Raw genomic sequence first — 13,128 nt, 5'->3', positions numbered from 1 at the left:
TAATAACGATTTTTTAATATTCGTCTGATGTCAGACCTTATTGGTTTCTAACGATGATGAATAATACCTATATAATTATGCACGCGGATGAAAACTTTTATATATATCTGTTAATCTAGTATTTGTAACCGAGGTATAAATTTCAGTTGATGCAATATTCACATGCCCTAACATTTCCTGAACGGATTTTAAATCCGCACCATTTTGCAAGAGATGTATTGCGAACGAGTGCCTTAAGGTATGTGGAGTTAATTCAGAACTAATACCAGCCACCTTAGCCAAACGTTTTAGAATTTTCCAAAAACCTTGTCTTGTTAATCTTTTTCCATGATGATTTACAAACAAAGCATTAAGCATATCTTCTTTGACTAGTTCCTGTCTAGCTGTTTCAAGATATAGGGTTAAAGCCTCACTTGCCATTCTGCCTAAAGGAATAATTCGCTCTTTATTCCCTTTTCCATTACAGCGAACATAGCCCATATTTAAATGTACATCTTCAATATTTAATGAAATAAGCTCTGTTACTCGAATCCCTGTTGCGTATAATAATTCAAGCATGGCTTTATCACGAATACTAAAAAAATCCGTACTTTTAGTAGCATTCAGTAGTTGATCCACTTCCTCTATCGTTAGAACTTGCGGTAACTTTCGCTTAACTTTTGGTGTATTCACCTGAACTGTTGGATCATGACTTGTGACTTTTTCACGAAGTAAAAATTGATGCAATGCCCGAATTGAAGAAATATTCCTTGATATCGTCGTTGTAGCTCGTCCTTTTTCTTTTAAAAAAGACAGATAATTGATGACGTGAAATTTTACTACATCGTTAATTGAAGTTTTATGTTCAATTTCTTTCAAATAATTTACATATTGAGTTAAATCTCTTCGATACGATTCAATCGTATTATTTGATAATCCCCGTTCTTCCTTTAAATAATGAAAAAAAGATTCAATATGACCGTCCATTTTATGACTCCTTGTCCGAAATAAGCAATATAAATGTTAATAAGAGTTTACTATTCTCCATTTTGATAAAAATAAATGAGTCGATCTACCCAAGATTCCTTCTGAACATATACTTCACCAGATACTTTCAAAGCGCCACCCTGCGGCTCATCGTAGCGATGATATTGTTCATATTCCTCGTTAATCCATAATATCCCATAATAAAAAATCAAAGTACAACCAGTAAAAAGAACGAAGACCTTTACTGTATCAAAAACAACCTTAATAAAAGAGCTCATTTCTCATTCCTCCAACATCTCTATATTTAAAGATATGTCAAGAACAAGAAATTTTATACATTATTACCTTAAAGTTATCTAATTTATTGGAATTTGTAAACTAGATTGAAATTTAAAAGTTTCATAGTTTTATATAATTCTTTATTATGATATGGTTTATAGGTATTCTAAAAGCTCTTTTTAAAATAGCTGTTTTTGAATAATCCTATTAAAAGAATTGGAGTTCCGAGCTATGTTATTGATGCTATACTGTATCCTTTTTTTAGCTTATTTTAGTTCACTTTTTTATGATTCATTTTATTTACAATATGGGATTGGAATACTAGCCATCCTATCATGGATTTTTTCCTTTAAAAATTCTTATAAATTATTCAGAATTATTTCGATTATCTTTATGGTAATTGGATTGGTATTCTTTGTATTAAAAGACATTAGCCTTATGCGTATACCACTATTTATGACTTCAACAATAACTATGCTTGCTATTTTATTTGTTCTGCCATTTATTAATAGCGTAATAATTATTGGTCGATATGATCGTAATGTTAATAAGCTATTAAATAGTCGCGTGAAATCTCTTAGTGAACTTTATTTTCGAAGCTCACTTGTAAGTTTTTTATTAGGTTCAATCCTTAATTTAGCTACCATACCACTAATTGATTCGGTACTGAAAAAAAATCTAAAAGATTATCCAATTAAGCTAAGAAATAAATTTATTTCTAGTTCTTTACTGCGGGGCTATGCTTTGTGTCTAATTTGGAGCCCCATGGAGATTTTGGTGGCCATTAGTATTGAAACAACTGAAACCACTTATTTAGAAATCTTACCTTGGTTATTGTTTTGTGCGTTTACACTGTTAATGATTGATTGGTTTTCTGGACAACGCTTTAATGAATATAAATTAGATGATCAGAGCAATCAAATTATTCAAATTGATTCTAAAATCTATCGAAAAATCATCCAGCTTATTATTTATCTAATTGCGTTTATTACAGTTATTATCTTTGCAAATAAATACTTAAATCTTGGTTTTTTGGCAACAGTTTCTATCGTGATCCTTCCATACTCTTTAATATGGGCACTCTCAATTAAACGGTTTAAATCTTATATTAAATATACAATCCCGATGTGGAAAGCAAGGACGTTAGGGTTAAATAGTTATATCGTATTATTTATTTCCGTTGGTTTTTTCACAACTACATTAAGCTATACCGGTTATTTAGCTTATGTTCAGAAACCAATTGAGTTATTATCTAATATTCCAATTGCATTATTTTTTACGATTCAATTCTTATTTTTAGGCTTTGCTATGATTGGTTTTCATCCTTTAGTTACGATAAGCCTATTAGCTGTTATTCTTGAAGGCATACCTACCGAAATAATTAGCCCTGTTAGTTTAGCAATAGTCCTTATTACTTCAGGTTTATCCACGGTAATGGCTGGGCCGTATAATGTCTCCGTATCACTAATGGGGACTCTACTGCAAGTTAATCCATATCGTATTTCTCTTTGGAATATAAGATATGCTTTATTATTTAGCACCATTGGGAGTTTAACTGCCTTAGTAACACTTTATATATTTTGATAAGTTAACAAATAATATTGAAAGACTAAAAAGACCAAACATATAGGATTTGGTCTTTTTAGCTATGTGCAATTGTTCTTCTCGAAGAATACTGCACCTTTATATTATTTTAAAAAACAATCTTAGATTCTAAAAATGCTTTTAGTTCGCTAATTGAAAGTCTTTGTTGCTCCATTGTATCACGGTCACGGACTGTTACCATTTGATCTTCTTTAGAATCAAAATCATATGTAATACAGAATGGTGTCCCAATTTCATCATGACGACGGTATCTTTTTCCGATAGAGCCAGACTCATCAAAGTCAACCATAAAATACTTAGCCAAGTCTTCGAATATTGCACGTGCATCATCAGACAGCTTTTTAGAAAGTGGTAAAATTGCTGCTTTAAATGGTGCAAGAGCAGGATGGAAGTGCATAACAGAACGTGAAGTGCCATCTTCTAACTCTTCTTCAGCAAAAGCATCAATTAAAAATGCAAGCGTAACTCGGTCTGCACCTAAGGATGGTTCAATACAATATGGAATGAACTTCTCATTTGTTTCTTGATCATGATAATTAAAATCCTCGCCTGAAAATTCCATATGCTGTTTTAAATCATAATCGGTACGTGAGGCAACACCCCAAAGTTCGCCCCAACCAAACGGGAATTTATACTCAATGTCTGTTGTTGCATTACTATAATGTGAAAGTTCATCCTCTGAATGTTCACGTAAACGAATATTTTCCTTAGTCATTCCTAAAGACAGCAACCAGTTTTCACAGAATTGTTGCCAAAAATCATGCCACTTTAATTCTTCACCAGGTTTACAGAAAAACTCAAGCTCCATTTGTTCAAATTCACGCGTTCTGAAGGTAAAGTTACCTGGTGTAATTTCATTACGAAAACTTTTCCCTATTTGAGCAATTCCAAATGGAAGTTTTTTTCGCATTGTTCGTTGCACATTTTTAAAATTCACAAAAATCCCTTGGGCAGTTTCTGGACGAAGAAAGATTTCATTCGCACTTGATTCGGTAACTCCTTGATGTGTTTTAAACATTAAGTTAAACTGACGAATTGATGTAAATTCTTTACTGCCGCAATCTGGGCAAGCAATGTCATGCTCTTTAATAAGTTCTTCCATTTTTTCAAATGGTAAACCATCAACCACCATTTCAATGCCTTTTTCATCTAAAGCATTCTCAATTAATTTATCTGCACGATGTCTTGCTTTACAGCTTTTACAATCAATCATCGGGTCATTAAAGTTTCCAATATGACCAGATGCTTCCCACGTTCGAGGATTCATTAAAATCGCCGCATCTAAACCGACATTATATGGAGAAGCCTGTACAAATTTTTGCCACCAAGCTCGCTTAATATTATTTTTTAGTTCAGTACCTAGTGGACCATAATCCCATGTATTAGCTAGTCCACCGTATATTTCGGAGCCTGGGAAAACAAACCCACGGTGTTTAGCGGTTGCTACAATTTGTTCCATTGTTTTTTCTACTGACATTCCTAGTGTCACTCCTTAAGTTTAAAGTTATTTAGAGAACCCACTTTATACTATCACCTAAATACTGATAATATAAAAAAACTCTCATCCCTAGGCTGCAATTTAGCCTAGGGACGAGAGTTTTAATCCCGCGGTTCCACCCTAGTTGATACATTAAGGGGCAGTTAAGATGGAAGTCTTAACCCGCTAGAACCATTATGTACCCACTTTATCAACAAACTCCAGATTGCCGTTTCACTGAGTTTCTTACTAGGCTCGCACCCTCCCTAGTTCGCTTGGAAAGAAATTCTTCAGCTACTATTTATCCTTCAACGTTTAATATTAATTTGAAGTTATCATATCAGTTTAAAAATAAGACGTCAAGCATGTCCACGCTATTTAATAAGTATCTTTATCTTTCGATTAAAAGATCCTAAAAAGCTGAACAGAATTTGACTACGTCTGCAATAAACTATGTTACATAAAAATTAGAAAGGGCTGCAAGCCCTTTCTAATTTTTTATTGACCATTAGGTATACCCATATTCCCTTCAATTAATCCTTCTTGCTGTTCTGCTTGTGGATCGACCGGTGGTTGAGTTTGTGGATTAGTTTGAATTTGAGTTGTTTCTGTTTTTGTTGTTTTCAATTCAAAATAGGCATCCATAATGCGACGGCCAATGTATTTATTAATCGCATGCTTATCCGTACCCACCCAAGGCACTACAACTGAAAAGGCTACTTCCGGATTATCAAACGGTGCGTATCCAACTAAGGTTAAATTATAAGTGTTTTTTCCATAATATTCCCGTTTAGGCCCATAGTAACGACTTTGTGCTGTTCCTGTTTTACCAGCAGGATTATATGTTGCGTCATGAAAATAGGTGTATGCTGTTCCGCCAGGCTCTTGGTACACCTGACGAAATCCTTCTTGAACACGTTTTATATATTCATCTTTCATATCAATGCGATTTAAAACCTGTGGATTAAATTGATATTGTACATTACCTAATTCTAGTTCATTGCTAGGTTGTCTAATTTCTTTGACAATTAACGGTTTCATCCGGTACCCGCCATTCGCAATTGTCGAAACATACTGAGCCATTTGCAGCGGTGTATAGCCATCGTACTGTCCAATGCTTAAAAATAGTAGTAAACCTGGCGTAAATTCTTTACCTACGATACCACTAGACTCGTTTGGTAAATCGATGCCTGTTTTAACACCTAACCCAAATTGACTAAAATAATATCTCATTGTATCGAAATATTCAGGCTGAATATTCAGTGTCTCATTTGGCCGATAGACTGCATTTGCCATATTTATGGTCGTCTTAAACATATATACGTTCGAAGACTTCCTCAATGCAGTTAGGTCGTTAATTCTCCCCATTCTTTGGTACGAGCCTGTTAATGGGGTCCCTTTTATCCTCAAAGGTTCATCGACTAAATATGTTCCAGGTTGAATCGCACCTGTTTCATAACCAGTTAATATCGTTGCGCCTTTAACTGCAGATCCCATCTCGTATTGGCTGGTCATTGTACCAATTGCATAGTCTAATAATTCACCTTTATCATTTAACATTTTACCTGCTAGCGATAAAACTTCACCAGTTTTGGGATTCATCATGACAACAAAAGCACGGTCTAATAAATAATTGTTTCCCGTTCTTTTTGCGCTCATTAATTCTTCTTCGATAATCTTTTCAACCCGCTGTTGAAGCTCCATATCTATTGTTAAAACTAGATCCTGACCTCTTTGCCCCGTTGATACGACTTCTGTTTCAGACTCAATTACTTTCCCTGATTTATTTGTTAGATATCTTACTTCTTCCTTTGTCCCTTTTAATACATCTTCATATTGCTCTTCAATGTAGCTAGAACCAATTCTATCGTTTCGATTATAACCTCGAGCTAAATAATAATCCATCTTCTCTGCAGGCAAGCCATTGGAAACATTACCTAAAATAGATTGGAATGTTGAGCCAAAAAGATATAAGCGATCCCAATTTGTCATGATATCAATACCTGGGAGTTCACTTAAGTGTTCACTTACAACAGCAAATTCTTCTTGTGGTACATTGTTTTTTACAATGTTCAAAGTTAGATCATAACCGCGGTCCAATTCGCGCTTAATTTTAAATACTTCCAACTCGTCTGGTGTAAAAACAGCTAAATCTTCTTTTGTTATCCGTTCTAGCTGTAGTGCATAAAGCTCACTATCTGTTAAGTTTTTAAGCTCTTCGTCTGTATATTTTTCTTTTGCTTTTTCTGGAAACTTAATGATCCAATAATCTTTCAAATCCCGCTCATGTTGATCTGAAATATCATCAATAGGCATGTCAATATATTGAGCCAATTTGGTTGCTACATCGAGCCGCTCTTCTTGTGATGTCCCAGGTAATCGAGAATATACAATCGCATTAACTGGTGCATTATCTACGATTGTCCTTGCCTTCCGGTCATAAATTTTTCCACGCGGTACTGGATTTTTAACAATTATGTTTTCTGTTCGCTCAAGTTCACGCTTATATTCTTCTCCATTCACAATCTGTACAACACCTAATCTTAATATCACTACAGAAAATAATAAAAAGACTGCAAAGAATAAAAAGTTTAAGCGGAATGATATATGTGATTTTTTTTTCTTTTTTGAATTATCGTGGGCAACCATTTCTATCCATCCCCCCTCTTTCATACATTGGTCAACATTAATTTATAACTGCAATTTATTAGAACAATTATAACATGTGTATCTTGGTACTTCTAGAAAAGAACGACCTTCCTCTATAAACTTGAGGAAGGTCGTTTACTATATATAAATCATTTTATAAATTCATTATGCTTTATCATTTGTTTCCTGATCTTTATGGGAACAACGACGGCAAATACCATGGAATGTTAAGCGATGATCTCTTATCTTAAAATCCCAATCTCTTTCAACAATCTTTTCTACTTCACCAAGTAAGTCTTCCTGAATTTCATCAACTGCTCCACACTCCATACAAACTAAATGGTGATGAAAATGTGCAGCTCCTTCCTTCCGTAAATCATAACGCGAAACTCCATCGCCAAAATTTATTTTATCAACAATTTTCAATTCTGTTAACAATTCTAACGTGCGGTAAACTGTTGCAAGCCCTATTTCAGGAGACTTTTCTTTTACAAGGAGATAAACATCTTCAGCACTTAGATGATCCTCTTCATGTTCTAAGAGTACTCGAACTGTAGCTTCTCGTTGTGGTGTTAATTTATAGCTCTGAGAATGTAGCTGTTTCTTTATTCTTTCTATTCGTTTCTCCATTGTAAAGAGTCCCTCCCTCAATTATCCTCTACTATTATAAATCATAATCGAAAAAGGTGTCAAATTAGAATAATACTAAATTAATGGTAATAATTATTCTAATTATATATCATCTCAACCACACTTTTCATTAAAGTAGGAGAAACATATGCTTCAAACATAGACGCTAGGCCTATTATCAATAGTATACCAGACATTAATAAAGAATATCGTACGAAATGCGGGAAAATCGGATCATTTACCTTTTTCACAAATTGTTGCCGAATCATCTTCAATGAGAATGTTATCGCTGCTGCTCCTAGAAATATAAAAGCAGGGACTAAGATAATATTTTGTGGCATTACCGATACAAAGGATAATAGGAAACCATACCACCCAATTTGATTTACTAAAAATCCAACTGTAAATCCAACAACAACCCCTTTTAAGAACAACAATATCAATATAATAGGTAAGCCAATAATTGATAATCCTAAAATCCACATAAGCCCGACATATTTTGCATAGTGCATAAAGCTTTGTTTAAACATGAGAGCTGAATTTGCAAACTCGCCATTTGACACTTGTCCAAAAAAACGACTTAAGTAGTAATATAGGTCTTCTTTTTGTAAAAAGTTAAGGCTGTTAACGATAATTGCACCAAAAATAACCCCAATTAAAAATAGTACTGTAGTAAATAAATAAATAGAAGAATTCTCCCGTAGATGAATAATGACAGAAGATTTTATTTGACGATTCATGCAACATATCCTCCTCAATAAAAACACAAGTACTTGTAGTGGTTTTATACTGTGGCAATTTGGGAAGTTACACCTTACCAACAGTACATAATTTCTACTAGCAAATCTTTTATTTTTATTCTATGAGGATTAATTGAATCTATGACTCTCTTTCTGCAAACAATTTTAATCAATAAGAACTCTTCTATTTATTTTCGGGATCTGAATTAATCACTACTTTACCGTAACGTCCACCCCCACCCGATGTCATTGATATTCTTCCTGCTCTTGCTAATAAAATCATATCTGCAACAATGCTTGGGACAATTTGTTTTAACTGCTGCTCTGGAACGTTATGGATAATATTCATATCTGTACCGAAATGGTCTCGTAACTTTTCTAATGTTTTTGGACCTAGTTTCGGAATAAAGTCTAATGGTACTTGATGTACATAAGGTGGGCGTTCAGGCTTATGAGAAACCTCAAGCTGCTTGTTGCCGGCTTTTATTTCCTGTAACCTTTCATATACCCCTTTTACAACTCGATGATGCCCACAATGAGGACAGTTTTCTTCGTTGTCCATTCGTGTAAAGCATTTTTCGCATGTTGTTCGATGATATTTTCCTAAGCGCGGATCTAGCCCATAATTTGCAACAATTCTCCGATCACCTTTTTGATGGAGAACTGACTTCAACTCGTCAAATGACGGATGTTCCATCTTCATAATTTGATATTCCCTTGCTATTTTTCCAAGTGAATGCGCATCGGAATTAGATACAAAAGTATATGAATGCAATTCTGTTATTTGATCAGCCATTTCGGTATTTGAACTAAGCCCCAACTCTATTCCATCTATATTTGAAGGATCAAACACCTCTGTTAATGACTGCTGCACTCCACTACCATATAAACTTTTATGTGGAGTAAATACATGCGCAGGTATAAACAACCCTGAACACTCTTTTACTTTTTTTTGTAGATTCATTCCGGTTTCATATAAACGCTGTGTACTTAACGTTATATTTTTCATACGTTTTGATAACCAATCACTAAAATGTTGCATTTTTTCAACGGTTGGCATGTAAGCTAACACATGTAACGGGCCATTACATTGTTGGTCATTTATTTCAATTTCCGAACCTAAGATGAGAGTAACATTTGAAAAGCGCAAGCCACCACCAGATTCAACCTGCACCTTCCCCGAATCTATTAACTCCATGAGCTCCTGCAAAACTTCAGGAACATGACAGTCGATAACTCCCACCATATCCATACCTTTAATAAAAGATGCTTCATACAGTATATTTTCCAAAGTCAACGATTTCGATCCTGTAATTTTAACAGGGCGACCTGATTTCGTTCGTCCAATGTGAATGTGTAGGTCTACGTAATAATTGTTCATAATATCCCCTGACATTTTTTTAATTGAAGATATTGGACTGCATAAACTGTTTTTGCATCATATATTTTTTTATCTTCAATTAATTTCACTGCCTCTTCAATTGACACTTCTATTAAATCTAAAAACTCATCATCATCCAAACCTCTAGAGTTATCAAGCTTTTTTAGTTGGTCGGTATAAAATATATGTACTAATTCATCAGCAAATCCGGGTGAGGTATAAAAGGATTGAATTGCTTTAATAGATTCCGATGTATATCCTGTTTCTTCTTCAAGTTCCCTTTTTGCACATTCATTTGGTTCTTCACCCGGCTCTAGTTTTCCAGCAGGAATTTCATATATGACCTGTTCTAGCGGTTTTCTAAATTGACGTACTAGAACTAGTTTCCCTTCAGAAGTAAGGGCTATAATCGCTACTGCTCCAGGATGTTTAACAATTTCTCTAGTACTTGTACTTCCATTTGGTAATTCTACTTCCTCTAAATAAATATCGATAACTCTACCTTTATAGATCGATTTCGATGATATAGTATTTTCTTTTAAATGATCCATTTTTTTTATGCACCTCTGTTCTATTTGATCTGTTTCTATCATAAAGTCTATCATACGATTCATTAATCTAGTAATTAACAGGCCCATAGGAGGTTTTTAGATATGTTAAAAGTATATGTTCAGGAAAATGGATTGAAGATGGTTGGTAAAGCTAAAGATATAATCGCAAAGCTACGAGAGTATAACAATCAACATGAGACGGTTCACGAATTCCTTTCGTATAATAATCAAAAGACAACTAAGAAATCTCCTTGCGCACTAACACATGATATGAATTCCTTTACGATTATTATGTCAAAACAAAAAGTACCAAAACTCACCAATTATTATTTACTATTTCCATCAAACAATAAACGTATGTAAGGAATGATTTTTTAGTCCTTCCTTATAGCTTAAAGCCTTGATTCATAACAATACGTACTAGGGAGACTAAATTATGAAAAAAGATTCTAACGAAAAAGTACCTATAAGCGAAAGAAAAGAATTTTTTGAAGATCGAATAAGAAGTGTGGAGTTCTCGACAGAGGTTACACCACCGACGGAGCATACTAACATGTTAAAACATGAAAAAAGACAACTAGACTCTGATTAATATATACTAAGAACATAAGTTAGGTGCTGTCTATAAAGCACCTTTTTTACTTACTACCGTTAGGGGGACAACTATGAAAAAAAATCGGTTAGGTTCGTCCGATTTATACGTTAGCGAAATAGGGCTCGGTTGTATGTCACTTAGTTCAAACGTTACAAAGGGCATTTCAATTATCCATGAGGCTCTGAAAAGGGGAGTAAATTTTTTAGATACGGCTGATCTCTATGACTACGGTCTAAATGAAGAAATAGTTGGTAAAGCCATTAAAGATCGTCGCAATGATGTAATTATTGCAACGAAGGTCGGCAATAGATGGAATGAAGATAAAAATGGCTGGTACTGGGATCCTTCTAGAGAGTATATAAAAGCAGCGGTTAAGGAAAGTCTTCGTCGTCTACATACAGATTATATTGACTTGTACCAATTGCATGGTGGAACAATTGAAGATTCAATTGATGAAACGATTGCAGCATTTGAAGAACTAAAAAAAGAGGGACTTATCCGCTACTATGGAATTTCATCGATTAGGCCCAATGTAATTAAAGAATTCATAAAAAAGTCTAATGCGGTGAGCGTCATGATGCAGTATAGTTTGCTGGACCGACGCCCTGAAGAATTTTTCACCCTACTAAAAGAAAATAACATTAGCGTTATTGCACGTGGACCTTTGGCAAAAGGCTTACTAACTGAACAGTTAGCTGAAAAGACAACGGATAAGATTATTCAAAAGGGATATCTTGATTATACTTACGATGAAATTGTAGATATTAATAAAAAAATTAGAGAACTAACTCACCCTCCCCAAACGATTACTAGTATGGGACTACAGTACCCTTTATACAATTCTACTGTAGCAACCATTATCCCTGGTGCAAGTCGTTTGGAACAATTAACTGAAAATATTAACGCTGTTACGCTGAACGAGCTATCAGAGCATCAATACAAGACTCTTCAGAGCATCACTAAAAACACAAGGTATACTCAACATCGATAAATTCTTAAACGTGCAAAAACTAATTTTTGCACGTTTGTGTTAGTTTAATTACATATATAATCCGGCTAAGAATATTCCTAACGTTTCTTCATAGATTTCTCCGAATTGGGAAATTGGTAGTGGGTTAACTCCGGTGCCTAATTCTACAGTATAACCTGGCCTTCTCCATTCCTGGATAAACCAGTCTTTATAACCGGCATAGCTATCTACAGTTTGTACTGCTCGGTAGCCACTAACTCGTGCAAATTCCTCAACGATCGTTCGTGCCTCAGGCGGCTCAAGATTTTCAAATCCCCAATAGATCACCTCACCTTGAGTGTGGAACGCTAATACACGATGAAAATTCTTTCTTCTTGTTAAATCAGCCATCGCAATTGATTCTGGTTCGGATAATGGGCTTTCTCCAGGATAATCCCGTGGAGCTGGTTGTTGTTCTTTCCGTTCTTTCTCAATCTCCCACTTCGCAGGATATTGGTTATTCAAATCAACGCCGCGAATATTTGCCTTCCATCCAGAAAAGTCTCTACTGCCATTATTAATTTCAACAACTCGACTTCTCCAAGGTTCTTGTTGTGGCGGCCCATTTAGTACTAGCTCAACACCATCCGGATTTACCATCGGAACAATTGATAAAGAAACCTGATCATAATATGGCGCCATATACAAACCACGAATAGACGTTTGGTTTGTGAGGGCTAATAAGTAATCGTTGATAAATGTCATGACAACGGGGGTTGTAATCCATTCATTCGCATGAAAAGAAGCATTATAATGCACTTTCTTATTTCCATTACCTATGTTAACTTCTGGAATAGTGCGTGACAAAACGCTATTTCCGATCCCAGGTATTCTCAAAAACGGATACACATTTTTCAATCGAGCTAAATCATCCATCATCAATGTATAATCGTAATTCTGATTACCGTTTACAAGTCTCCACGTTATCCTTAATGGAACTCTAATTACTTGACCGATCTGAAGCCGCTGTGGATTTAGATTTGGGTTAACCAAAAACAACGCGTCAAGCGCTAAACCACGATTAACGGCGATCTGCCATAGCGTATCACCGGATCTTATTTGATAATTTGTAGTAACAAACCCTGGTATTTTAATTCGTTGACCTATATATAACTGGTTCGGTTGAACATTTGGATTTGAATCTATAATTAAGCGAAGGGGGATTCGGAACAGTTGACTATAATACCAATATGAGTCCCCCTGTCTGACGGTTATTTCCATAAAAAAATAACTCCCTCCAAATTTG

The 13,128-nt window shown here is 34.8% G+C and carries 13 protein-coding genes; 4 read left to right on the top strand and 9 right to left on the bottom strand.

Annotated elements, in window-relative coordinates:
• Positions 1-75 precede the first annotated feature (75 nt).
• Both xerD and C1724_RS05430 read right to left on the bottom strand, forming a co-directional pair.
• Positions 76-966 carry a site-specific tyrosine recombinase XerD gene (gene xerD, locus C1724_RS05435; protein WP_102345695.1) on the bottom strand — a complete coding sequence of 297 codons (891 nt, stop codon included), beginning with the start codon at positions 964-966 and terminating at the stop codon, positions 76-78.
• A 50-nt stretch (positions 967-1,016) separates the two neighbouring features.
• Positions 1,017-1,244 carry a YqzK family protein gene (locus C1724_RS05430; RefSeq protein WP_102345694.1) on the bottom strand — a complete coding sequence of 76 codons (228 nt, stop codon included), beginning with the start codon at positions 1,242-1,244 and terminating at the stop codon, positions 1,017-1,019.
• A 232-nt stretch (positions 1,245-1,476) separates the two neighbouring features.
• Here C1724_RS05430 and C1724_RS05425 point away from each other — a divergent pair, with 232 nt between their 5' ends.
• On the top strand, positions 1,477-2,829 hold the full coding sequence (locus tag C1724_RS05425; RefSeq protein ID WP_102345693.1) for a hypothetical protein: 1,353 nt from the start codon (positions 1,477-1,479) through the stop codon (positions 2,827-2,829).
• Between the two features lie 109 nt (positions 2,830-2,938).
• Here C1724_RS05425 and C1724_RS05420 read toward each other — a convergent pair whose 3' ends face one another.
• The 6 genes from C1724_RS05420 to C1724_RS05395 all read right to left on the bottom strand — a co-directional run bounded on the left by C1724_RS05420 (position 2,939) and on the right by C1724_RS05395 (position 10,278).
• Complete coding sequence (locus C1724_RS05420; RefSeq protein WP_102345692.1) at positions 2,939-4,327, bottom strand: glycine--tRNA ligase; 1,389 nt, start codon at positions 4,325-4,327, stop codon at positions 2,939-2,941.
• A 498-nt stretch (positions 4,328-4,825) separates the two neighbouring features.
• The gene (locus tag C1724_RS05415; RefSeq protein ID WP_102345691.1) at positions 4,826-6,976 is read right to left on the bottom strand and encodes a peptidoglycan D,D-transpeptidase FtsI family protein; all 2,151 of its coding nucleotides are present in this window, start codon (positions 6,974-6,976) and stop codon (positions 4,826-4,828) included.
• Between the two features lie 165 nt (positions 6,977-7,141).
• Positions 7,142-7,606 carry a ferric iron uptake transcriptional regulator gene (fur, locus tag C1724_RS05410; protein WP_102345690.1) on the bottom strand — a complete coding sequence of 155 codons (465 nt, stop codon included), beginning with the start codon at positions 7,604-7,606 and terminating at the stop codon, positions 7,142-7,144.
• A 98-nt stretch (positions 7,607-7,704) separates the two neighbouring features.
• Positions 7,705-8,346 (bottom strand): stage II sporulation protein M, encoded by a 642-nt coding sequence (spoIIM, locus tag C1724_RS05405; RefSeq protein WP_102345689.1) that lies wholly within the window; start codon positions 8,344-8,346, stop codon positions 7,705-7,707.
• 184 nt (positions 8,347-8,530) lie between these two features.
• Positions 8,531-9,727 carry an endonuclease Q family protein gene (locus tag C1724_RS05400; RefSeq protein WP_102345688.1) on the bottom strand — a complete coding sequence of 399 codons (1,197 nt, stop codon included), beginning with the start codon at positions 9,725-9,727 and terminating at the stop codon, positions 8,531-8,533.
• The gene (locus tag C1724_RS05395) at positions 9,724-10,278 is read right to left on the bottom strand and encodes an NUDIX hydrolase (protein WP_102345687.1); all 555 of its coding nucleotides are present in this window, start codon (positions 10,276-10,278) and stop codon (positions 9,724-9,726) included. The genes C1724_RS05400 and C1724_RS05395 overlap by 4 nt, the downstream gene beginning before the upstream one ends.
• 102 nt (positions 10,279-10,380) lie before the next feature.
• Between C1724_RS05395 and mciZ the strand changes: the two genes are divergently transcribed.
• From mciZ to C1724_RS05385, 3 genes are all read left to right on the top strand, one after another.
• Positions 10,381-10,641 carry a Z-ring formation inhibitor MciZ gene (gene mciZ, locus C1724_RS05390; protein ID WP_102345686.1) on the top strand — a complete coding sequence of 87 codons (261 nt, stop codon included), beginning with the start codon at positions 10,381-10,383 and terminating at the stop codon, positions 10,639-10,641.
• Between the two features lie 73 nt (positions 10,642-10,714).
• Positions 10,715-10,870, top strand: a complete 156-nt coding sequence (locus tag C1724_RS25445; RefSeq protein WP_180994125.1) for a hypothetical protein — start codon at positions 10,715-10,717, stop codon at positions 10,868-10,870.
• A 73-nt stretch (positions 10,871-10,943) separates the two neighbouring features.
• Positions 10,944-11,864 (top strand): aldo/keto reductase, encoded by a 921-nt coding sequence (locus C1724_RS05385; RefSeq protein WP_102345685.1) that lies wholly within the window; start codon positions 10,944-10,946, stop codon positions 11,862-11,864.
• A gap of 48 nt (positions 11,865-11,912) precedes the next feature.
• On the opposite strand, the gene C1724_RS05380 is transcribed toward C1724_RS05385, so the two are convergent.
• Entirely contained in the window at positions 11,913-13,103 is a 1,191-nt protein-coding gene (locus C1724_RS05380) for a M14 family metallopeptidase (protein WP_102345684.1), read from the bottom strand.
• Positions 13,104-13,128 lie beyond the last annotated feature (25 nt).

Origin of the sequence: Bacillus sp. Marseille-P3661, assembly GCF_900240995.1 — a bacterium.
In the GTDB taxonomy this organism is placed as follows: domain Bacteria; phylum Bacillota; class Bacilli; order Bacillales; family Bacillaceae_J; genus OESV01.
Note: the sequence above shows the minus strand (reverse complement) of the source record. Positions and strands in the feature narration are given on the sequence as shown.

Coding starts and splice junctions, on each gene's coding strand:
- C1724_RS05395 (WP_102345687.1), bottom strand. CDS start 10,278: ATGGATCATTTAAAAGAAAATACTATATCATCGAAATCGATCTATAAA.
- spoIIM (WP_102345689.1), bottom strand. CDS start 8,346: ATGAATCGTCAAATAAAATCTTCTGTCATTATTCATCTACGGGAGAAT.
- C1724_RS05425 (WP_102345693.1), top strand. CDS start 1,477: ATGTTATTGATGCTATACTGTATCCTTTTTTTAGCTTATTTTAGTTCA.
- mciZ (WP_102345686.1), top strand. CDS start 10,381: ATGTTAAAAGTATATGTTCAGGAAAATGGATTGAAGATGGTTGGTAAA.
- C1724_RS05380 (WP_102345684.1), bottom strand. CDS start 13,103: ATGGAAATAACCGTCAGACAGGGGGACTCATATTGGTATTATAGTCAA.
- C1724_RS05420 (WP_102345692.1), bottom strand. CDS start 4,327: ATGTCAGTAGAAAAAACAATGGAACAAATTGTAGCAACCGCTAAACAC.
- C1724_RS05415 (WP_102345691.1), bottom strand. CDS start 6,976: ATGGTTGCCCACGATAATTCAAAAAAGAAAAAAAAATCACATATATCA.
- C1724_RS05400 (WP_102345688.1), bottom strand. CDS start 9,727: ATGAACAATTATTACGTAGACCTACACATTCACATTGGACGAACGAAA.
- xerD (WP_102345695.1), bottom strand. CDS start 966: ATGGACGGTCATATTGAATCTTTTTTTCATTATTTAAAGGAAGAACGG.
- C1724_RS05430 (WP_102345694.1), bottom strand. CDS start 1,244: ATGAGCTCTTTTATTAAGGTTGTTTTTGATACAGTAAAGGTCTTCGTT.
- C1724_RS25445 (WP_180994125.1), top strand. CDS start 10,715: ATGAAAAAAGATTCTAACGAAAAAGTACCTATAAGCGAAAGAAAAGAA.
- C1724_RS05385 (WP_102345685.1), top strand. CDS start 10,944: ATGAAAAAAAATCGGTTAGGTTCGTCCGATTTATACGTTAGCGAAATA.
- fur (WP_102345690.1), bottom strand. CDS start 7,606: ATGGAGAAACGAATAGAAAGAATAAAGAAACAGCTACATTCTCAGAGC.